The 20,439-nt window shown below is 56.3% G+C and carries 20 protein-coding genes; 12 read left to right on the top strand and 8 right to left on the bottom strand.

Annotated elements, in window-relative coordinates; genetic code table 11:
* Positions 1 to 32 precede the first annotated feature (32 nt).
* A complete protein-coding gene (locus O1722_RS03055) occupies positions 33 to 1,520 on the bottom strand; it encodes a UxaA family hydrolase (RefSeq protein WP_015571940.1) in 1,488 nt (495 codons plus the stop codon).
* 17 nt (positions 1,521 to 1,537) lie between these two features.
* Positions 1,538 to 2,950: a glucuronate isomerase gene (gene uxaC, locus O1722_RS03050; RefSeq protein ID WP_017382427.1), complete on the bottom strand. Its 1,413-nt coding sequence runs from the start codon at positions 2,948 to 2,950 to the stop codon at positions 1,538 to 1,540.
* Positions 2,951 to 3,425: 475 nt separating this feature from the next.
* Here uxaC and O1722_RS03045 point away from each other — a divergent pair, with 475 nt between their 5' ends.
* The 11 genes from O1722_RS03045 (at position 3,426) to O1722_RS02995 (ending at position 10,800) form a co-directional block, all read left to right on the top strand.
* Entirely contained in the window at positions 3,426 to 4,724 is a 1,299-nt protein-coding gene (locus tag O1722_RS03045; RefSeq protein WP_015571942.1) for an MFS transporter, read from the top strand.
* A 197-nt stretch (positions 4,725 to 4,921) separates the two neighbouring features.
* Entirely contained in the window at positions 4,922 to 5,698 is a 777-nt protein-coding gene (exuR, locus tag O1722_RS03040; protein ID WP_003862635.1) for a transcriptional regulator ExuR, read from the top strand.
* Between the two features lie 341 nt (positions 5,699 to 6,039).
* The gene (gene yqjA, locus O1722_RS03035) at positions 6,040 to 6,702 is read left to right on the top strand and encodes a DedA family general envelope maintenance protein YqjA (protein ID WP_003862638.1); all 663 of its coding nucleotides are present in this window, start codon (positions 6,040 to 6,042) and stop codon (positions 6,700 to 6,702) included.
* A 2-nt stretch (positions 6,703 to 6,704) separates the two neighbouring features.
* Positions 6,705 to 7,088, top strand: coding sequence for an EnvZ/OmpR regulon moderator MzrA (gene mzrA / locus O1722_RS03030; protein WP_003862640.1), 384 nt, complete (start codon positions 6,705 to 6,707; stop codon positions 7,086 to 7,088).
* 143 nt (positions 7,089 to 7,231) lie between these two features.
* The gene (locus O1722_RS03025) at positions 7,232 to 7,600 is read left to right on the top strand and encodes a DUF1090 domain-containing protein (protein WP_017382428.1); all 369 of its coding nucleotides are present in this window, start codon (positions 7,232 to 7,234) and stop codon (positions 7,598 to 7,600) included.
* Between the two features lie 29 nt (positions 7,601 to 7,629).
* Positions 7,630 to 7,935, top strand: a complete 306-nt coding sequence (locus O1722_RS03020; RefSeq protein WP_003862645.1) for an ElaB/YgaM/YqjD family protein — start codon at positions 7,630 to 7,632, stop codon at positions 7,933 to 7,935.
* A 2-nt stretch (positions 7,936 to 7,937) separates the two neighbouring features.
* The gene (locus tag O1722_RS03015; protein ID WP_003862647.1) at positions 7,938 to 8,336 is read left to right on the top strand and encodes a phage holin family protein; all 399 of its coding nucleotides are present in this window, start codon (positions 7,938 to 7,940) and stop codon (positions 8,334 to 8,336) included.
* Complete coding sequence (locus O1722_RS03010; RefSeq protein ID WP_003862649.1) at positions 8,333 to 8,629, top strand: YqjK-like family protein; 297 nt, start codon at positions 8,333 to 8,335, stop codon at positions 8,627 to 8,629. The genes O1722_RS03015 and O1722_RS03010 overlap by 4 nt, the downstream gene beginning before the upstream one ends.
* 247 nt (positions 8,630 to 8,876) lie before the next feature.
* Complete coding sequence (locus O1722_RS03005) at positions 8,877 to 9,269, top strand: DoxX family protein (RefSeq protein WP_006812075.1); 393 nt, start codon at positions 8,877 to 8,879, stop codon at positions 9,267 to 9,269.
* A gap of 72 nt (positions 9,270 to 9,341) precedes the next feature.
* Positions 9,342 to 10,328 carry a glutathione S-transferase family protein gene (locus O1722_RS03000; protein WP_017382429.1) on the top strand — a complete coding sequence of 329 codons (987 nt, stop codon included), beginning with the start codon at positions 9,342 to 9,344 and terminating at the stop codon, positions 10,326 to 10,328.
* 106 nt (positions 10,329 to 10,434) lie between these two features.
* Positions 10,435 to 10,800, top strand: coding sequence for a DUF805 domain-containing protein (locus tag O1722_RS02995; RefSeq protein ID WP_015571946.1), 366 nt, complete (start codon positions 10,435 to 10,437; stop codon positions 10,798 to 10,800).
* A 38-nt stretch (positions 10,801 to 10,838) separates the two neighbouring features.
* Here O1722_RS02995 and yhaJ read toward each other — a convergent pair whose 3' ends face one another.
* The gene (yhaJ, locus tag O1722_RS02990) at positions 10,839 to 11,741 is read right to left on the bottom strand and encodes a DNA-binding transcriptional regulator YhaJ (protein ID WP_479954430.1); all 903 of its coding nucleotides are present in this window, start codon (positions 11,739 to 11,741) and stop codon (positions 10,839 to 10,841) included.
* A gap of 104 nt (positions 11,742 to 11,845) precedes the next feature.
* Here yhaJ and O1722_RS02985 point away from each other — a divergent pair, with 104 nt between their 5' ends.
* Positions 11,846 to 12,547, top strand: a complete 702-nt coding sequence (locus tag O1722_RS02985; RefSeq protein WP_017382430.1) for a pirin family protein — start codon at positions 11,846 to 11,848, stop codon at positions 12,545 to 12,547.
* An 80-nt stretch (positions 12,548 to 12,627) separates the two neighbouring features.
* Here O1722_RS02985 and O1722_RS02980 read toward each other — a convergent pair whose 3' ends face one another.
* The 5 genes from O1722_RS02980 to tdcC form a co-directional block, all read right to left on the bottom strand.
* The gene (locus O1722_RS02980) at positions 12,628 to 13,932 is read right to left on the bottom strand and encodes an L-cysteine desulfidase family protein (RefSeq protein ID WP_017693943.1); all 1,305 of its coding nucleotides are present in this window, start codon (positions 13,930 to 13,932) and stop codon (positions 12,628 to 12,630) included.
* A gap of 20 nt (positions 13,933 to 13,952) precedes the next feature.
* Complete coding sequence (locus O1722_RS02975) at positions 13,953 to 15,284, bottom strand: SLC5/6 family protein (protein ID WP_017693942.1); 1,332 nt, start codon at positions 15,282 to 15,284, stop codon at positions 13,953 to 13,955.
* Between the two features lie 274 nt (positions 15,285 to 15,558).
* Complete coding sequence (gene pflB / locus O1722_RS02970) at positions 15,559 to 17,853, bottom strand: formate C-acetyltransferase (RefSeq protein WP_033487675.1); 2,295 nt, start codon at positions 17,851 to 17,853, stop codon at positions 15,559 to 15,561.
* A 15-nt stretch (positions 17,854 to 17,868) separates the two neighbouring features.
* Complete coding sequence (tdcD, locus tag O1722_RS02965) at positions 17,869 to 19,077, bottom strand: propionate kinase (RefSeq protein ID WP_033487673.1); 1,209 nt, start codon at positions 19,075 to 19,077, stop codon at positions 17,869 to 17,871.
* A gap of 30 nt (positions 19,078 to 19,107) precedes the next feature.
* A complete protein-coding gene (gene tdcC, locus O1722_RS02960) occupies positions 19,108 to 20,439 on the bottom strand; it encodes a threonine/serine transporter TdcC (protein ID WP_006812083.1) in 1,332 nt (443 codons plus the stop codon).

Here is a 20,439-nt window from a genome sequence, read left to right as displayed (position 1 = left end):
CGGGTAAGCGCTAGCGCCACCCGACAAAGCACTTATAGCGTCACACCACTCTTAAAGATCGCCAGCTCGCGGAAGTCGTTCTTCTCGTTGCAGGTCTGCCTGCCGCTGGCAAATTCCACAATCGTGTCCACGAATTCGCTCAGCAGCTGCGGCATCGCTTTGCCGTGGATCAGCTGGCCGGCATCAAAGTCGATCCAGTGTTTTTTCTTCGCCGCCAGCTCGCTGTTAGTGGCGATTTTCACCGTTGGCACAAATCCGCCGTACGGCGTGCCGCGCCCGGTACTGAACAGCACCATGTGACAGCCCGCTCCCGCCAGCGCACTGGTGGCGACCGCATCGTTGCCCGGTGCGCTCAGCAGGTTCAGACCGTGCGTTTTCAGCCGTTCACCGTAGCGCAGCACGTCCACTACCTGGCTGGCGCCCGCTTTCTGGGTGCAGCCCAGGGATTTCTCTTCCAGCGTGGTGATCCCGCCCGCCTTGTTACCCGGCGACGGGTTCTCATAAATCGGCTGGTTATGGGCGATGAAGTACTGTTTGAAATCGTTGACCATGGTGACGGTCTTCTCAAAGGTCTCTTCGTCGCGGCAGTGGCTCATCAGAATGCGCTCTGCGCCGAACATCTCCGGCACTTCGGTCAGCACTGTCGTGCCACCGTTGGCAATCACGTAATCTGAGAAGCGGCCCAGCATCGGGTTAGCGGTAATGCCGGAAAGCCCGTCAGATCCGCCGCACTCCAGGCCAAACTTCAGTTCACTCAGCTTGCCCGGCTCGCGCTTGTCGTGACGCATCACCTCATACAGCTGGTGCAGCTGTTCAACGCCCGCTTCCACTTCGTCGTCCTGGTGCTGACACACCATAAAGTGCACGCGCTCAGGATCGAACTCGCCCAGCGTGTCGCGGAAGGCGTCGACCTGATTGTTTTCACAGCCGAGGCCAATCACCAGCACCGCCCCCGCGTTCGGGTGACGCACCATATTTTGCAGCATGGTGCGGGTATTGATGTGGTCGTCGCCCAGCTGGGAACAACCGTAGGTATGGCTGAACAGATGCACGCCGTCGGTGCCTTCAGCATTGTTGGTCTCTTTCAGGAAACGCGTCTGAATTTGACGCGCGATCCCGTTCACGCAGCCGACGGTCGGGAGGATCCACAGTTCATTGCGGATCCCCACCTCCCCGCTGGCGCGGCGGTAGATCTGCACCTCACGATCGGCCGCCTGTCCTTCTTCTGCCTGGAAGTCAGGTTGATAGCTGTACTCGTCCAGATCGCTGAGATTGGTGCGGGTATTGTGGGAATGAATGTATTCACCCGGCGCAATATCCGCCAGCGCATGACCGATGGGCAAACCGTACTTCACCACGTTCTCCCCTTTCGCGATGGGGATCAGGGCAAACTTATGTCCACGTCCAATGGCCTGGCGTAACGTCACCGACTGGTTGTCGAAGGTCACTTCCGTCCCTTCGGCTAAATCGGCCAGCGCGACGGCAACGTTATCCAGCGAATGGATTTTGATGTATTGCATATCAACCTCAAACGGCCTTAGTTCAGTTCAATGGCGAAGTAGTCACGCGCATTGTTAAAGCAGATGTTTCTCACCATTTCGCCCAGCAGCTGGATATCCGCTGGCGCTTCGCCCGCGTGCACCCAGCGGCCAATCATCTGGCACAGAATGCGGCGGAAATATTCATGGCGGGTATAGGAGAGGAAACTGCGGCTGTCGGTCAGCATGCCAACGAAGCGGCTCAGCAGGCCGAGCTGCGCCAGCTGCGTCATCTGACGCTCCATGCCGTCTTTCTGATCGTTAAACCACCAGCCGGAACCGAACTGCATCTTGCCCGGCATCCCTTCGCCCTGGAAGTTGCCGATCATAGTGCCCAGCACTTCGTTATCGCGCGGGTTCAGGCAGTACAGAATGGTTTTTGGCAGCAGGTTTTGCTCGTTCTGTTTGCTCAGCAGTTTTGACAGCTCTTCCGCCATCGGACGGTCGTTGATGGAGTCAAAGCCTACGTCCGCGCCCAGCAGTTTGAACTGACGCTGGTTGTTATTACGCAGCGCGCCGATGTGATACTGCTGAACCCAGCCGCGACGGGCATATTCCGCACCGAGGAACACCAGCACCGCGGTTTTAAACTGCGCCACTTCGTGCTCGCTCAGGGCTTCGCCGGAGAGACGACGCGCCAGAATACTGTCCAGCTCAGCTTCACTGGATTCCGCGAACAGCACTACGTCCAGCGCGTGGTCAGACACTTTACAGCCGTGTGCGGCAAAGTGATCCAGACGTTTGGTCAGCGCGGTTTGCAGATCGCCAAAGCGACGAATGTCGGTATCCGAAACTTCCGCCAGCTTCGCCATGTAGTCGTTAAAGGTCGGCAGCTCGATGTTGAAGGCTTTATCCGGGCGCCAGCTTGGCAGCACTTTGATGTCAAACGTGCTGTCCTTCGCGACAACCGCGTGATGTTCCAGAGAGTCGACCGGATCGTCGGTGGTGCCCACCATCTTCACGTTCATCTGCTGCATGATGCCGCGCGCCGAGAAGCTATCCTGCGCCAGCAGTTCATTGCACTGATCCCAGATTTCATCCGCCGTGGCGGGAGAGAGCAGCTTGCCGGTGATACCAAACGGACGACGCAGTTCGAGGTGCGTCCAGTGGTATAACGGGTTACCGATGGTGTGAGGAACGGTAGCGGCCCAGGCGTCAAACTTCTCGCGATCGGTCGCGTCGCCGGTACACAGGCGCTCGGCCACGCCGTTGGTGCGCATTGCGCGCCACTTATAGTGGTCACCCTTCAGCCAGATATCATACAGGTTTTTGAAACGGTAATTTTCGGCAACCTGCTGCGGCGGTAAATGGCAGTGGTAGTCGAAAATCGGCTGGTCTTTTGCGTAGTCGTGGTACAGGCGGCGAGCAAATTCGGTATCTAGCAGAAAATCGTCGGTCATAAACGGTGTCATTATCGTCTTCCTCATTACGGGAGCGTCAGAAAGCTTATGTTCAGATGCTGCAAAGTTATCACACCAATTTCCAGAGTCCGACGTTTTTTTCGTGAGTTAGATCAATAAACGTCGACAAATAAATTACCCTCAAAGGGGTAAACCCTCTCGCAGACCGCGCCAGTTCTGGCTTTGCGCGCACCGCATAATGTCCCTACAAAGATTCACACTTTTGTGATGTCACTCACCTTTTAAAGTTGTATGACAAGTTATCTTTTCGCCGTCGCAAACTATAAGCCGACGGAATGCATTACCGGTGTTTGAGACATCGGATTTAACGGTACGGAAGCCGACTTAGCACGATTACTTATGGCAAGGTTCGGGCCGTTCCGGGACAGGTTCCCGGTTACGCCCCTCCCGTTACAGAACAACTCCCGGCAACGGTTGAGTTGTTGCCGTGTCCCGACACGGAAATAACATAACGATGAGGTTTTACATGCGTAAAATTAAAGGGTTACGTTGGTACATGATCGCACTGGTGACGCTCGGCACCGTGCTGGGCTACCTGACACGTAACACCGTGGCAGCAGCGGCGCCAACGTTGATGGAAGAGTTACATATCTCCACGCAGCAATACTCTTACATCATTGCGGCTTACTCTGCCGCTTACACCGTAATGCAGCCTGTTGCAGGTTATGTTCTTGATATTCTGGGTACAAAAATTGGTTATGCCTTCTTCGCTGTAGCCTGGGCCGTCTTCTGTGGGGCGACCGCGCTGGCCGGCAGCTGGGGCGGACTGGCGCTGGCGCGTGGTGCGGTAGGTGCTGCCGAAGCAGCGATGATCCCCGCGGGTCTGAAAGCCAGCTCTGAATGGTTCCCGGCAAAAGAGCGTTCAATCGCTGTCGGTTACTTCAACGTGGGCTCCTCCATCGGGGCGATGATTGCTCCGCCACTGGTGGTGTGGGCGATTGTGATGCACAGCTGGCAGATGGCGTTCATCATCTCCGGTGTGCTGAGCTTTGCCTGGGCCATGGCGTGGCTGATCTTCTATAAACACCCGCGCGATCAGAAAAAGCTGTCTGACGAAGAACGTGACTACATTATTAATGGTCAGGAATCCCAGCATCAGACCGACAACGGCAAAAAGATGTCCGTCTGGCAGATCCTGGGCACCCGTCAGTTCTGGGGTATCGCCCTGCCACGCTTCCTGGCAGAACCGGCCTGGGGTACGTTTAACGCCTGGATCCCGCTGTTCATGTTTAAAGTTTACGGCTTTAACCTGAAAGAGATCGCGATGTTCGCCTGGATGCCAATGCTGTTTGCAGACCTGGGCTGTATCGTCGGCGGCTACCTGCCACCGCTGTTCCAGCGCTGGTTTGGCGTGAACCTGATTGTGTCCCGTAAGATGGTGGTCACCATGGGCGCCCTGCTGATGATCGGCCCGGGCATGATCGGCCTGTTCACCAGCCCTTACGTGGCTATCGCCCTGCTGTGTATCGGGGGCTTTGCTCACCAGTCTCTTTCCGGTGCGCTTATTACGCTCTCGTCCGACGTGTTTGGTCGTAACGAAGTCGCTACCGCCAACGGCCTGACCGGGATGGCCGCCTGGACCGCAAGTACCCTGTTTGCGCTGGTGGTCGGCGCGCTGGCAGATACGATTGGTTTCAGCCCGCTGTTCGCGGTACTGGCTATCTTCGACCTGATGGGTGCGGTGGTTATCTGGACGGTGCTGAAGAGCAAATCCGCCGATGAACTGGCGAAAGAGTCCCTTGGGGGACCGGCGACGCAGAGTTAGCGTTGTTGTGCCGGGTGGCGGCTACGCCTTACCCGGCCTACAAAACCCAATAAAATCGTAGGCCGGGTAAGCGCAGCGCCACCCGGCAAAATCTTCTCAAAAGCCGCCTACGGGCGGCTTTTTTCATGGTGAAATCTGGAGAGTGGCACGCAAAAGTGGTATAACAAATCATTCGCCGTACCCTGCCTGGAGCGCATATGGAAATCACCGAATCACGTCGTTTATATCAACAACTTGCCGCCGAGCTGAAAGATCGCATCGAGCAAGGGGTCTATCTTGTCGGTGATAAACTTCCCGCTGAGCGTTTCATTGCGGATGAAAAAAGCGTCAGCCGTACGGTGGTCCGCGAAGCCATCATCATGCTGGAAGTGGAAGGGTATGTTGAGGTACGCAAAGGTTCCGGCATTCATGTGATTTCCAGCCAGGCGAAACACTCCCCCACCCCGGACGAAAGTCTGGAGTTTGCCAGCTACGGTCCGTTTGAGCTTCTCCAGGCTCGCCAGCTGATTGAAAGCAACATTGCGGAATTTGCTGCGACGCAGGTGACCAAACAGGACATCATGAAGCTGATGGAAATCCAGGATCATGCGCGTAAAGAAAAATGTTTCCGCGATTCCGAATGGGACCTGCAATTCCACGTCCAGGTCGCCCTTGCGACTCAGAATACGGCGCTGGCGGCAATCGTTGAAAAAATGTGGACTCAGCGCGTTCACAACCCGTACTGGAAGAAATTACACGATCACATTGATTCCCGCACGGTAGACAACTGGTGTGACGACCACGACCAGATTCTTAAGGCTCTGATTCGTAAAGATCCGCATGCGGCGAAACTGGCAATGTGGCAGCACCTGGAGAACACCAAACAGATGCTGTTTAATGAAACAAGTGATGACTTTGAATTTAACGCTGACCGCTATCTTTTTGCCGATAATCCGGTCGTTCACCTCGATACCGCGACCAATCTCGCAAAATAACGCCCCGAACTGCTGGCAGGCGCACCGCCGCGCCTTCCGGCCAGACAGGGTAAGAAAACCTCTATAGTGTCAGCCTTTGTAAAATTTCTCGCTCCCCTCCGTGGCTTACGCCAAAATCGTGTTTCCCCTCAAATTCTGTGACGCAGAACGTCGGGCTTTGTTACAATTGGATTCACTTCGTTATTTTGTAAGTTAGTGCTTGCTAACCAGCCAATTAACAGGGAACAGTGTTGGCCACACATCAATGTGTCCGCGAGCGACCATAATGAAATCATAACAATGTCGCCGTGCTGTTTTCCCGAATGACAGGCGTGACGTTAACCGATTTCCAGGAACACTGAATGGAACTTTTGACCCAACTACTGAACGCCCTCTGGGCTCAGGATTTCGAAACGCTGGCCAACCCGTCCATGATTGGCATGCTCTACTTTGTGTTATTTATGATCCTGTTCCTTGAGAACGGTCTGCTGCCTGCTGCCTTTTTACCCGGCGACAGCCTGCTGGTGCTGGTCGGGGTGCTCTGTGCAAAAGGGGCGATGGCTTTCCCGCAAACGGTCCTGCTTTTGACCATTGCCGCCAGCCTGGGCTGCTGGGTGAGTTACATTCAGGGGCGATGGCTGGGTAACACGCGAATCGTTCAGAACTGGCTTTCGCACCTTCCGGCCCATTACCACCAGCGAGCGCACCACCTTTTCCATAAGCATGGGCTTTCCGCCTTACTGATCGGCCGCTTTATCGCATTCGTACGCACCCTGCTGCCCACCATTGCGGGCCTGTCCGGCCTGAGCAGCACGCGCTTCCAGTTCTTTAACTGGATGAGCGGCTTGCTGTGGGTTCTGATCCTGACCACGCTCGGCTACGCGCTGGGCAAAACGCCGGTCTTTATGAAATATGAAGACCAGCTGATGTCTTGCCTGATGCTGCTGCCCGTCGTTCTGCTGGTGTTTGGCCTGGTCGGGTCCCTGGTCGTACTGTGGAAGAAGAAATACGGAGCCAGGGGTTAACGATGGTTATCTCCCCGCTCGCGCTGCGCCGCTTCTCTTACGCTATCGTCGCGCTGATGATGTTCAGCGCTCTTATCCTGCTGTGGTCTGCGCTACAGCATCAGGAGTCGACGCTGGCTATCCGTCCTGTGAGCCAGGGAACCAGCGTGCCGGATGGTTTTTCCATCTGGCATCATCTGGACGCAAACGGGATCCGCTTTAAGAGCATCACGCCGCAAGACGATGTGCTGCTGATAAAATTTGACTCCAGTGCGCAAAGCGCCGCGGCGAAAGCCGTGCTGGACCGCACGCTGCCGCAGGGTTACATCATTGCGCAACAGGATGATGACAGCCACGTAGCCTCCTGGATGTCACGGTTACGCGACACGTCGCATCGATTTGGTTAACGACTAAGATTCCGAATATTTTCACCTACTTTGGTGAAACTCCCGTTTACTTACTATGCTTAAGTACGCGGAGCACCCCTCAGATGTTCTCCGCATAGTTCTGGAACACGGTTTACGCCGTAACACAATGGAAGGTTTCTATAATGAAATACCGCATCACTCTGGCTCTGGCCCTTTTTTCTTTAAGCACAGCTTCCTTCGCTATGTCTCTTTGTCAGGAGAAAGAACAGGATATCCAACGCGAAATCAGTTATGCCGAAAAGCATAACAATCAGCACCGGATCGACGGGCTGAAAAAAGCGTTGAGCGAAGTGAAAGACAACTGTACGGACAGCAAGCTGCGTGCCGATCATCAGGAAAAAATCGCTGAACAGAAGGACGAGATAGCCGAGCGCCGTCAAGACCTACAGGAAGCGAAAGAGAAAGGTGATGCGGAAAAAATTGCCAAGCGCGAGAGGAAGTTGCAAGAGGCGCAGGACGAACTGAAAGCGCTGGAAGCTCGCGATTATTGAGTTAACGGAAATCTCAACAGGAGAGAATCATGTCAAAAGATACAACTTCAGAAAATCTGCGCGCTGAACTGAAATCCCTGGCGGACACCCTGGAAGAGGTGCTGAACTCTTCTGCGGATAAATCGAAAGAAGAAGTAAGTAAACTGCGCAGCAAAGCGGAGCAGGCACTGAAAGAGAGCCGTTACCGTCTGGGCGAAACCGGTGATGCGCTGGCGAAACAAACCCGCGAAGCGGCAGCGCGCGCAGACGAATATGTACGTGATAATCCATGGACGGGTGTAGGTATTGGCGCCGCAGTGGGTGTGGTGCTGGGTGTCCTGCTGACGCGTCGTTGATTATGGAAGATCCACGTCACGCACAAGGGCCTGCTAAAAACGTCCTCGGCATCGGCCAGCGTATTCTTACGACGCTGGTCGGGATTGCCGAAACGCGCGTCCGGCTTGCGGTAGTGGAGCTGGAAGAGGAGAAAGCCAACCTCTTCCAGATGCTGCTCATGCTTGGGCTTACGATGCTCTTTGCCGCGTTTGGTCTGATGAGCCTGATGGTGTTAATCATCTGGGCTATCGATCCACAGTATCGTCTGAACGCGATGATTGCGACTACCGTGGTTCTGCTGGTGGCGGCGCTGATAGGCGGTATCTGGACCCTGCATAAAGCGCGCACGTCGACCTTCCTGCGCCATACGCGCCAGGAGCTGGCCAACGACCGCGCCCTGCTGGAGGATGATAAGTCGTGAGCGACAAAGCCGAACGTCAAAAGCGGAAAGCGTATCTGTTGAGCCAAATCCAGCAGCAGCGGCTGGATTTGTCTGCCAGCCGTCGAGACTGGGTTGAAGCCACGCATCGGTTTGACCGCGGCTGGAACACGGTCCTGAGCCTGCGCTCATGGGCGCTGGTCGGCAGCAGCGTGATGGCGATCTGGTCGGTTCGGCATCCTAACATGCTGATCCGCTGGGCACGCCGCGGCTTTGGCGCCTGGAGCGCCTGGCGGCTGGTGAAAACCACGCTGCGACAACAGCAGTTGCGCTAGCCTTCTTGCCGGGTGACGCTGCGCTTACCCGGCCTACGATTGCGTGTAGGCCGGGTAAGGCGTAGCCGCTACCCGGCAAAACCCCCTCCCTTACTCAATATCTTTGAAGAAGATTAACAGTTTTCCTTGCTAACATTTGCCATCCGCCCCGTTTACACTCCTCTCCATCGACAGCAAAGACGCGGTATCTACCCGAATTTGCAAGCAAATAACGTTTAGCCGCTGATGTGGTTTCCTGGAGAGTAAAATGAAAAAATTAGAAGATGTTGGTGTACTGGTAGCGCGTATTCTGATGCCTGTTCTGTTCATCACCGCAGGCTGGGGCAAAATTACCGGCTATGCGGGCACTCAGCAGTATATGGAAGCGATGGGCGTGCCGGGGTTCCTGCTGCCACTGACCATTCTGCTTGAGTTCGGCGGCGGCCTGGCAGTGCTGTTCGGTTTCCTGACCCGCACTACGGCGCTGTTCACCGCAGGCTTTACCCTGCTGACCGCGTTCATCTTCCACAGCAACTTTGCGGAAGGCGTGAACTCCCTGATGTTCATGAAAAACCTGACCATCGCGGGCGGCTTCCTGCTGCTGGCTATCACGGGTCCGGGCGCCTACAGCATCGACCGTCTTCTGAATAAGAAGTGGTAAGCAGGCTATACTGATTACATTCAAAGCGAGGAGACATCTCCTCGCTTTTGCTATCTGACGGAGGAGTAAAAAATGGGACAACTCGTAGACGGCGTCTGGCAGGATGTCTGGTATGACACCAAATCCACCGGTGGACGCTTTAAGCGCTCTGTTTCGGCCTTCCGTAACTGGCTGACCGCCGACGGCGCACCCGGCCCGAGTGGCGAAGGGGGCTTTGCGGCGGAAAAAGATCGTTATCATCTGTATGTTTCTCTCGCCTGTCCGTGGGCGCACCGCACGCTGATTGTGCGCAAACTTAAAGGTCTCGAATCGTTAATTCCGGTTTCGGTGGTCAACCCGCTGATGCTGGAAAACGGCTGGACGTTCGACAGTGGCTTCCCGGCCGCGACGGGTGATGAGCTTTATCATCACGATTTCCTGTATCAGCTCTATCTGCGCGCCGATCCGCACTACACCGGACGCGTAACGGTGCCTGTGCTGTGGGACAAGAAAAACCAGACGATCGTCAGCAATGAATCCGCTGAAATCATTCGCATGTTCAATACCGCGTTTGACGCTCACGGTGCACGCGCCGGGGATTACTACCCGGTTGAGCTGCGCGAGAAAATTGACGAGCTGAACGGCTGGATCTACGACAACGTCAACAACGGCGTCTACAAAGCGGGCTTTGCCACCAGTCAGGAAGCGTACGACGAAGCGGTCGGCAACGTGTTTGGATCCCTGGAGCGCCTGGAGCAGATCCTCGGCCAGCATCGTTATTTAGCGGGCGATCGCCTCACCGAAGCAGACATCCGCCTGTGGACGACGCTGATCCGCTTTGATCCGGTATATGTCACCCACTTCAAGTGCGACAAGCATCGCATCAGTGATTACCTGAACCTGCACGGTTTCCTGCGCGACATCTATCAGATGCCGGGGATTGCGGAGACGGTCAATTTTGACCATATTCGCACCCACTATTTCCGCAGTCATAAGACCATCAACCCAACGGGCATTATCTCCATTGGCCCGTGGCAGGACCTGGATGAACCGCACGGGCGCGACGTGCGTTTCGGATAATTATTTAGGGAATCAATTGATTCCCTTTTTTAATTCACAGCATACATCTATCCTTACCTCGATCGCTTAGAAAACAAGTGATTGACTGATTAAGAGGCAAGGAAAAATGGACTGGTATTTAAAAGTACTGCGCAACTACGTTGGATTTGGTGGCCGTGCCCGCCGTAAAGAGTACTGGATGTTCGTTCTGGTGAACTTCGTCCTGATTATGGTGCTGGGCATTGTGGACAAGATCCTCGGCTGGGAACGCGAGGGGGGTGAAGGCATTCTCACCACCATTTATGGTGTGTTAGTTCTGCTGCCATCATGGGCCGTACTGTTTCGTCGTCTTCACGACACCGATCGTTCGGCGTGGTGGCTGCTGTTGCTGTTGATCCCGCTTATCGGCTGGATCGTGATTTTGATTTTCAACTGTCAGAGCGGAACGCCGGGCGAAAACCGCTTTGGTCCGGATCCTAAGGCAAGCGCGTAAATTCTGCCCGGTGGCGCATACGCTTACCGGGCCTACGCTTATTTGTTGTGGTGGGCAAAGAGCTTGGGAATTTCACGCAAACACCACGATTTGGCTTCGCCCATGCTGTCGCGACGCCACGCCATAATGATATCCACTTCGCTGGTGTATTCCGGGCTGACGACGCGCAGCCGCCCTTCTGCAATGTCCTTTTCGACAAACGGATACGGCATAGTCGCCACGCCCAGCCCCGCCAGGAGTGCCTGTCGCTTATCTTCCAGCGACGTTACCGTCAGTCGCGGCTGTTTATCCAGCAACTGTACCGTTAACACCGGGCGCTCTCGGGCGGTATCCGCGACCGCCACGCCGCGGTATTTCACGCGCGTGACCTCAGAGAGCGGCTCCGGCTCCTGATGGATCGGGTGATCCGGGGCGGCGACGTAGACGTTCATCACGCTGTACAGTTTGCGCGAATTGATTTCTGACGATGAGCGGAAATGCATGTCCGGCGCAATCACGATATCCGCCCTGCCCGTCTCAAGACGCTCCCACGCCCCGGCCAGCACCTCAGTGATGATCGACAGCTGGGTATTGGCTTTCGCGGCCAGTCTGTCCACCAGCGGGAACAGCGCCTCGGTGGGCACCAGCGCTTCGGTCACCAGCGTCAGATGGGTTTCCCAGGCGCGGGCCAGCGCTTCGGCATCCGTCGTCAGCTTATCCGCCGCTTCCAGCAATACGCGGCCGCGCTCCAGCAGCATCCGCCCAACGTTGGTGAATTTTGTTCGATGACCGGAACGGTCAAAGAGCACAACATCCAGCTCCTCTTCCAGCTTTTGCATGGTATAGCTCAGGGCAGACGGAACGCGCCCCAGTTCATCTGCCGCCGCGGCAAAACTGCCGCGCCTGTCAATCGCGTCCATGACGCGAAGCGCCTCAAGCGTCAATGCTCTCTCTTTAGCCATCTCGTTCTCATTCAGGAAATTTGAACATACCAGGCAGAATATCTGGCTAACAATGCAGCGTCCATACCTTTACCATTGATTTAGTGTAAAGAGAGGTCAAGTTTATGATTACGACAAGAACAGCGAAACAGTGCGGACAAGCCGATTTCGGTTGGTTGCAGGCCCGCTACACCTTTTCCTTTGGACACTACTTTGACCCTAAACTCCTCGGTTACGCTTCACTGCGCGTATTGAATCAGGAAGTGCTCGCCCCGGGCGCGTCCTTCCAGCCGCGCACGTACCCTAAAGTCGATATCCTGAACCTGATCCTGGAAGGCGAGGCAGAATACCGCGATAGCGAGGGCAATCATGTCCAGGCAAAGGCTGGCGAGGCGCTGTTAATTTCCACGCAGCCAGGTATTAGCTACAGCGAGCATAACCTCAGCAAAGATAAAACGCTGACCCGCATGCAGTTGTGGCTGGATGCCTGTCCGGAGCGGGAAAATCCGCTGGTGCAAAAAATCGATCTGAAGGGCGGTAAACAGCAGCTGATTGCCTCGCCAGACGGCAGCAAAGGCAGCTTGCAGTTGCGCCAGCAGGTGTGGCTGCACCATATCGAACTGAAAAAAGGTGAACAGGCGAGCTTCCAGCTTCATGGCCCGCGTGCCTATTTGCAGTCCATTCACGGAACGGTGCATGCGGTCACGCATACGGAAGAGAAAGAAGCGCTCACCTGCGGTGACGGGGCGTTTATTCGTGACGAAGCGAATATCACTCTGGTTGCCGATACGCCGCTGCGCGCGCTGCTGATTGATTTGCCGGTTTAAGATCAACACGCCCCCTCGCTCGATCGGTTCCCTCTCCCTATGGGAGAGGGTTAGAGTCAGGGGTAACGGGTTGGATTAAATCACAACACCTTACTCGCCATAATTTCAATGATCTGCCGGTCCGTCGCCTGCATTGCGCGGCACGCCAGGGCGCACAGGTTAGAGATAGACTGTTCCACGTCGTGCGCCACAATCCCCTCGTTACCCGTCACGGCAGTATCATCCAGCGCCATCATCACGGCTTTCCAGGCGCTGGTGACGCTGGTCGAGACCTTCATTGCGCAGCTGTTAGAGGCCCCATCGCAGATCATCCCGCTCACGTCGCCGATCATACTGCCGATCGCCATGGCAATGGTCTGGTAAGATCCGCCCATCAGCCACGCCATCCCCGCCGCTGCCCCCATTCCGGCCGTTGTCGCCGCGCATAACGCGGACAAGCGCGGAAGCTGGTAATGGATATAGATAGCCGACAGATGCGAGAGCATCAGCGCCCGCGCCAGCCGTTCGTCATCGGCCTGAACGTGCTCAGCCACCACCACTACCGGCATGGTGGCGGTGATGCCCTGATTCCCGGAACCCGAGTTGCTCATCGCCGGCAGCGTCGCGCCTCCCATGCGGGCATCCGAGGCTGCGCTGGTGCGGATAATAATGTCTGAACCCAGATCCTGCGCCATCCAGCCGCGTGCGCGCTGTTTATTGAGCGTCGCGCCAATATGCAGCCCCCAGTTGCCACGCAAACCTTCGCGGGAGAGCGCATCGTTCAGCCGCCCCGCATCGAGGATAAAGCGGATCGCGTCAAACGGCACCTGCTCTACAAACTCAAGGATCTGCGACAGCGTGGTGGTCGAGAGTACCGCCAGCGGATCGTCGTTGTTCTGGCTCTGACGATCGTCAAGCCTGAAGCGCGTTTCGCCCTGACAAACTACCTCCACCACGCGAGTGTGCCCGCCAGCGATGGTCACCATCGCCGAGGATTCACCGACGTAAACGCAGGCGCGTGAATAGAGGATCTCCTCGCACGGCTCCTGCAATTTCACCTGCACCAGACCTGCGTTCAGCAGTGCTTTGGCGCGCGTTAGCGCCTCGGCCGACGCGTCTTTCAACACCTCCAGCCCGGCGTGTGCATTACCGCCTGTCGCCCCCAGCGCGGCCGCGATGGGTAAACCGACCATACCGGTGCCGGGCACCGTTACGCCAAGCCCGTTTTTCATCAGGTTCGGCGATACCCACGCCTCGATACGCGTCACCTCACCGTCAAGCTGTCCGGCAGCCATCGCGCACGCCAGCGCCAGCGAGACGGGTTCGGTACAGCCCAGCGCAGGCTTTACCTCTTCCTGCACAGCGCGAATAAAATGGTTCCATAAAGGATTAATTTGCTCAGACATCGTTACGACCTTATTTAACCTCATGAGAAGGCGAGGAAGGGAGAAACACAAAGCAGCAGCCCGGTAATCACAATAATCACCAGCGATACGCCTTTATATTTATGAAGTGCGGGCACTTTGTAGACCAGCCACGCCGGAATTAAGCAACCCACCATCCCGAAAATAGGGCTACAGATGGAGGTGAAGCTCAGCACCGGCGCGTTTAACACAATCGCGCTCCAGGCCAGCAGGATAGCGAACAGCATAATCCCGCGCTGGACGGTGCTTTCATTGATTTTCTCCGCCGGCATTTTGCGGCGCAGGATGTTCATCACGATGCCCTGCGTCGCCTCACGAAAGCCGAGATAGACGCCAAAGAACGCGGTCATCACGGCAAAAATATTGAGGATCACGCTGACGATTTTGACCCAGCCCGCACCGTCACCGCTGATGAACTGTGCTGCGATTGCCAGGGCGGAAATATTCTGCTCGTAGGCTTTTACCGCCTCGTCGTGCCCCATCGCCAGCGTAAAGGAGACCGCGTAGAAAAAGACCGTCACAAACAGCACGCCAAAGGCGATATTCATTGCCCGCAGCGCCTTATGACGCGCCACCTCTACGGATTTTTCCCGTGAACGATAGGAAATCACCATCGGGCTTAATGTCTGAATAAACAGAATGGAGGTTAAGGTGAAAGGCAGCGTAATAATGGCATTTTTAATCAGCAGGCCCATCGGCGGCAGCATACCGACGTTGGCTAAATGCCAGAGGCCAATCATCGAAAGCCCCAGCGCCGCCACCACAAATAATTTGGTCAGCACCATCAGGCTGGAGACTTTAAACAGCAGTTTTTCACCGCGCGACGAAATGGCGACCAGAATGCAGATCAGGAATAAGCCGTAGAACGGATTTTCCGACAGCAAACCGTCGGTTACGCCGAAGGTGTGTAGGTAGGATGCGCTGTCGTTGGTGATAGCCGTGGAATAGACAAACATCCAGATCACCAGCATCACAAAATAAAGCGCACCCAATAAGATGCCCCAGTTTTTACCTAAATAACCGCTAATGACGCTCGGGTAATCTTTGCATTCCGGTGATTCCGCCAGCGTATTAATAAACAGGCGCTGGAACAGGTACATAGCCGGATAACCAATTATCGACGAGAGTAAAAACACCCACAGCCCCATTAACCCGACCTGCACCGGAAGAAAAACGATGCCCGCGCCGATAGCCATCCCGATACTCATGATGACCCAGCCCGTATCGGTGCTGTCGAATTTGATCGCCTCTCGCCATTCGCTTTCGCTCATTCCCGCCCGCCTTGCCGCAGGGGAATCACTCACAATCACACTGCTGTTTGTTGCCATATTCATTGGGCACTCGCTTATTTTGTAGGGTAACTGGTTGTTTTTATAAGGTTCCGATCGCCAGCGATTGCGAGTCAGAGGGTGCAGGTGTGAGTTATTGATATGGGAAGATCATATCCGGAGCGCGGGAGAAAAAAGTCACAACTTTTATAGGGATTTTCTAAAGCGAGAGAATAATATTACTTCGGGATAGCAGAAAGGAGAGTAAGTTTTCTAAAATTGACGGCGTTCACAAAATTAAAAGCCTCCCCATTTGAGGAGGCTGAAGATGAAGCCTGTATTACATCGCCTGCGTAAACGTCCTCGAAATCACGTCCTGCTGCTGCTCGCGCGTCAGGGCGTTAAACCGCACCGCATAACCAGAAACGCGGATCGTCAGGTTCGGATAGTTCTCCGGATGGGCGACGGCATCCAGCAGCATCTCCCGGTTCATCACGTTGACGTTCAGGTGTTGCCCGCCCTCAATGGTCGCTTCGTGGTGGAAGTATCCGTCCAGCAGCCCGACAAGGTTGGTTTTGCGCACCGGCTCGTCCTTGCCCAGTGCCTGCGGCACGATGGAGAAGGTGTAGGAGATCCCGTCTTTGGCATAGGTGAACGGCAGCTTGGCGACCGAGGTTAACGACGCCACCGCCCCTTTTCTGTCGCGCCCGTGCATCGGGTTGGCGCCAGGCGCAAACGGCGTGCCGCCGCGACGTCCGTCCGGCGTGTTGCCGGTCTTCTGCCCGTAAACCACGTTGGAGGTGATGGTCAGGATCGACTGCGTCGGTACCGCGTTGCGGTACGTCGGCAGCGCCTGGATTTTCTTCATAAAGCGCTCAACCAGATCGCAGGCGATACTGTCCACGCGATCGTCGTTGTTGCCGTACTGCGGATAGTCGCCTTCGATGACGAAATCCACCGCCAGACCAGTGTGGTCGCGCACCGGTTTTACCGTGGCGTATTTGATGGCCGACAGGGAATCCGCCGCCACCGACAGCCCGGCAATGCCGCAGGCCATGGTGCGGTAGACGTCCCGGTCGTGCAGCGCCATCAGCGAGGCTTCGTAGCTGTATTTATCATGCATGTAGTGAATGAGATTCAGCGCGCTGATGTACTGCACCGCCAGCCAGTCCATGAAGTGATCGAGGCTCGCCATCACGGTGTCGTAATCCAGTACCTCATTCAGCAGCGGCTCGGTTTTAGGCCCCACCTGGATCTTCAGCTTCTCATCCACCCCGCCGTTGATTGCGTACAGCAGCGTTTTGGCGAGGTTGGCGCGTGCGCCGAAGAACTGCATCTGCTTGCCGATCACCATCGGGCTGACGCAGCAGGCAATGGCGTAGTCGTCGCTGTTGAAGTCGGCGCGCATCAGATCGTCGTTCTCGTATTGCAGCGAGGAGGTGACGATCGACACCTGCGCGGCGTATTTCTTGAACGCGATCGGCAGTTGTTCGGACCAGAGGATCGTCAGGTTTGGCTCCGGCGCAGGCCCCATGGTGTGCAGGGTATGCAGGTAGCGGAAGCTGTTTTTGGTCACCAGCGTACGGCCATCCAGCCCCATGCCGCCAATCACTTCCGTGGCCCAGATCGGATCGCCGGAGAAGAGCGTGTCGAACTCCGGCGTGCGCAGGAAGCGTACCATGCGGATCTTCATGATGAAGTGGTCGATCAGCTCCTGGGCCTGCACCTCATTCAGCCTTCCTGCCTGCATGTCGCGTTCAATATAGATATCGAGGAACGAGGCCGTGCGCCCCAGTGACATCGCCCCGCCGTTCTGGGATTTCACTGCGGCAAGGTAGGCAAAGTAGACCCACTGCACCGCTTCCTGCGCATTCATCGCCGGACGTGAAATATCAAAGCCATAGTTCGCCGCCATCTGCTGGATCTGGAGCAACGCACGTTTATGCTCCGCCAGCTCCTCGCGCAGGCGGATCGTGGCCTCCAGATCTTCTCCGCGCTCCAGTTTCCCCTGGAGATCGGCGAACTGAAGTTCACGCTCGCGCACCAGATAGCTGATGCCGTACAGCGCCACGCGACGGTAGTCGCCGATGATGCGTCCGCGCCCGTAGCCGTCCGGCAGACCGGTCAGCACCCCCGATTTGCGGCAGCGCATCATCTCCGGGGAGTAAACGTCAAACACGCCCTGGTTGTGGGTTTTGCGCAGGTCTGTGAAGAGATATTCAAACTGCGGATCCATCTCGCGACCGTAGGCTTCGAACGAGCTGCGGATCATGTTGATCCCGCCGTACGGATGCAGGGCGCGCTTGAGCGGCTTGTCGGTTTGCAGGCCAACGATCGTCTCCAGCTCCTGATCAATATAGCCCGGCCCGTGCGCGGTAATAGTAGTGGCGATGTTGGTGTCAAAATCCACCGGAGCGTGAGTAGCATTCTCCTGACGAATGCCGACCATCACCTTCTGCCACAGCGCCGTCGTTGCTGGCGTCGCCTGCGCGAGGAAAGCTTCATCGCCTTCATAAGGGGTGTAGTTATGCTGAATAAAATCGCGCACGTTAATGGCGTTTTTCCATTCTTCACCGCGAAACCCGGCCCATGCGTCGCTGTAAGGCGCGACGCCCGTATCGATTGTTACTTTCATCAGATTCTCGCTTTATCAGGCGTAAGCCGCAGCCGGAGTAACCTTCCCAAGACGGAGGGCGTCCAGCGCGATCATTTTTTCTTCATTGGTAGGGATCACCGCGCAGGCCGCGCGGGACGACTCGGTAGAGATCACGCGCTCGCCCGCGCTGCCCGGCAGGGCATTTTTGGACTCGTCGAGGATGATGCCAAACACCTTAAGATGCTCCACCACCAGCGCGCGGATAAGCACGGAGTTCTCACCGATCCCGCCGGTAAACACCACGCCATCCAGACGGTGCAGGGACGCGGCATGACCGGCGATATGTCGCGCAATCCGGTGGACAAAGGTCTTTATTGCCAGCCGCGCCCGCTCGTTGCCGTCATGCCAGGCTTTCTCCAGCGCGCGCAAATCGGAGGAGATGCCAGAGATCCCCAGCAGCCCGGACTCTTTGTTGACCACGCGCTCCAGATCCTCGAACGACTGGCCGGTCTGCCGGGCAATCCACGCCATCGCGCCAAAATCCACGTCGCCGCAGCGCGTGCCCATCACCAGTCCTTCAAGCGGCGTCATCCCCATGGACGTGTCCACGCTTACGCCGTTACGCACCGCGCAGATGGACGCCCCGTTGCCGAGATGGGCAATCACCAGGCCGCTGTCATCGCGAGAGAGCCCGAGAAGCGCGTGCGCCTGCGCCGACACGTAGCGGTGAGAGGTGCCGTGGAAACCGTAGCGGCGCACGCCCAGCTCTTCAAAATAGCGGTACGGCAAGCCGTACAGATACGCCTGCGGCGCCATGGTCTGGTGGAAGCTGGTATCAAATACCGCCACCTGCTGCACGCCGGGGAACAGGCGCCCGGCGGCTTCCACGCCGCTCAGGTTGGCGTAGTTATGCAGCGGCGCCAGCGGGGAGACCTCGCGGATCTGCGCCATCACCTCTTCCGTGATCAGGGTCGACTCGCTGAAGAGGTCGCCGCCGTGGGCAATGCGATGGCCAATCAAGGCCACGCTGCCCATCAGGTTGCGTTTCTCCAGCTCCAGGGCGATGGCGGCCAGCGCCCCTTCGTAGTCCTGGTGAGCCAGTCTGACCGGCTCACCCCCATTCACGGAAATAAAGGCTTTTTCTGTGTTGATGCCGTCCGCAATGCCCGTCATCAGGGCATCGCAGCCTGCGGCGTCCAGCACCGAGAACTTAACAGAGGACGATCCGCAGTTAATGACCAGTACTACCGGAAACTCAATCATGGTATGGCTCCGCTCTTCCTGAGCTTTGGTTTAAAACAGTTTGTACACGATGTTCAGAATGGTCAGCAGGCCGACCACGGTTACGAAGATGTTCTCGGTCCGGCCTTTGTATTTCGCCAGCGCAGGCGCCTTGCGGATGGCGTACATCGGCAGCAGGCACAGCAGAGAGGCGATAATTGGCGCACCCATGGCTTCAATAAGGTCCAGGATGTTTGGGTTGGCGTAGGCCACAATCCAGGTGGAGCCCATGATGAAGACCATGCTGATGGTGTTCAGCTTGCCCACGGAGACTTTCTTCTTGTCGCCCTTGTAACCGAACTTGAGGATCAGACCGTTCAGCCCCTCCAGCGTGCCCAGATAATGGCCGAAGAAGGATTTAAAGATAGCGACCAGCGCGATGATGGAGGCGCCGTATTCCAGCACCGTGGCGAACGTGGATTTACTGCCTGACATCGACGCGAAGTGGTTCGCCAGGTAAGAGAGCACCGGAATGTTCTGCGCTTTGGCGTCCGCCATGTTCTGCGGAGAGAGCGTAAACAGGCAGCTAAAGGCGAAGAACATCACCACCGCCACCATCAGCAGGCTGGCGCGACCAATGATTTTGGAACATTTCTGCTCGGTAAACTCTTTCCCGAACTCTGGTTCGTACTCTTCGCGTTTGGAGACCACAAACGAGGAGACGATAGGCGAGAAGTTGAAGGAGAAGACCATGATGGAGATCCCCAGCCACACCGTGACCAGAATGCCGTCATGACCGGTGAAGGCGATATCGCTCAGGTTAACCTGGTCGATCACCGCCGAGTTCCAGTACGGGATCAGCGAGAGAGAAATCAACACCAGGCTGGCGATGAACGGGAACACAAGGTAGCTCATCACTTTCACCATCAGGTCTTTACCGAACCAGATAACAAAAGCCATCAGCAGCAGCAGGAACAGCGCCACCACGCCGCGGTTCAGGGCGGGCATCTGGAGCTGGTTTTCCCAGAAGGTCATAAAGGTGTTGGTAATGGTGACGCCGTAAATCCACAGCAGCGGGCAAATGGCAAAGAAGTAGAGGAAGGTGATCACCACCCCGCCGGTCTTACCAAAATGCTCCTCCACCGTTTCGGTGATGTTGCCGGAGACGTTACTGCCGGACAAACACAGACGCGCCAGCGCGCGGTGGCAGTAAAAGGCAATCGGGAACGCGAGTACCAGCATCAGCAGGATAGGGATCAGGCCGCCAAAGCCTGCGCGGATAGGGAAGAACAGCACGCCTGCGCCAATGGCGGTACCAAACAGGCCGAGCGTCCAGGTAGTATCCGATTTACGCCAGGTGGACGTTTTTGTCTGGCCAACGATAATGCTTTCTGTGTTGCTCAT

It is taken from the genome of Enterobacter cloacae complex sp. HYC003_NIDB (assembly GCF_056673375.1).
Note: the sequence above shows the minus strand (reverse complement) of the source record. Positions and strands in the feature narration are given on the sequence as shown.

Bases quoted from the DNA above. Each gene is read 5' to 3' on its own strand.
- exuR (WP_003862635.1), top strand. From the start codon at position 4,922: ATGGAAATCACCGAATCACGTCGTTTATATCAACAACTTGCCGCCGAG.
- O1722_RS02980 (WP_017693943.1), bottom strand. From the start codon at position 13,932: ATGTCTGAGCAAATTAATCCTTTATGGAACCATTTTATTCGCGCTGTG.
- O1722_RS03020 (WP_003862645.1), top strand. From the start codon at position 7,630: ATGTCAAAAGATACAACTTCAGAAAATCTGCGCGCTGAACTGAAATCC.
- O1722_RS03025 (WP_017382428.1), top strand. From the start codon at position 7,232: ATGAAATACCGCATCACTCTGGCTCTGGCCCTTTTTTCTTTAAGCACA.
- O1722_RS02975 (WP_017693942.1), bottom strand. From the start codon at position 15,284: ATGAATATGGCAACAAACAGCAGTGTGATTGTGAGTGATTCCCCTGCG.
- tdcC (WP_006812083.1), bottom strand. From the start codon at position 20,439: ATGAGCAACACAGAAAGCATTATCGTTGGCCAGACAAAAACGTCCACC.
- O1722_RS02985 (WP_017382430.1), top strand. From the start codon at position 11,846: ATGATTACGACAAGAACAGCGAAACAGTGCGGACAAGCCGATTTCGGT.
- O1722_RS03045 (WP_015571942.1), top strand. From the start codon at position 3,426: ATGCGTAAAATTAAAGGGTTACGTTGGTACATGATCGCACTGGTGACG.
- pflB (WP_033487675.1), bottom strand. From the start codon at position 17,853: ATGAAAGTAACAATCGATACGGGCGTCGCGCCTTACAGCGACGCATGG.
- mzrA (WP_003862640.1), top strand. From the start codon at position 6,705: ATGGTTATCTCCCCGCTCGCGCTGCGCCGCTTCTCTTACGCTATCGTC.
- tdcD (WP_033487673.1), bottom strand. From the start codon at position 19,077: ATGATTGAGTTTCCGGTAGTACTGGTCATTAACTGCGGATCGTCCTCT.
- O1722_RS03055 (WP_015571940.1), bottom strand. From the start codon at position 1,520: ATGCAATACATCAAAATCCATTCGCTGGATAACGTTGCCGTCGCGCTG.
- yhaJ (WP_479954430.1), bottom strand. From the start codon at position 11,741: ATGGCTAAAGAGAGAGCATTGACGCTTGAGGCGCTTCGCGTCATGGAC.
- yqjA (WP_003862638.1), top strand. From the start codon at position 6,040: ATGGAACTTTTGACCCAACTACTGAACGCCCTCTGGGCTCAGGATTTC.
- O1722_RS02995 (WP_015571946.1), top strand. From the start codon at position 10,435: ATGGACTGGTATTTAAAAGTACTGCGCAACTACGTTGGATTTGGTGGC.
- O1722_RS03015 (WP_003862647.1), top strand. From the start codon at position 7,938: ATGGAAGATCCACGTCACGCACAAGGGCCTGCTAAAAACGTCCTCGGC.
- uxaC (WP_017382427.1), bottom strand. From the start codon at position 2,950: ATGACACCGTTTATGACCGACGATTTTCTGCTAGATACCGAATTTGCT.
- O1722_RS03005 (WP_006812075.1), top strand. From the start codon at position 8,877: ATGAAAAAATTAGAAGATGTTGGTGTACTGGTAGCGCGTATTCTGATG.
- O1722_RS03000 (WP_017382429.1), top strand. From the start codon at position 9,342: ATGGGACAACTCGTAGACGGCGTCTGGCAGGATGTCTGGTATGACACC.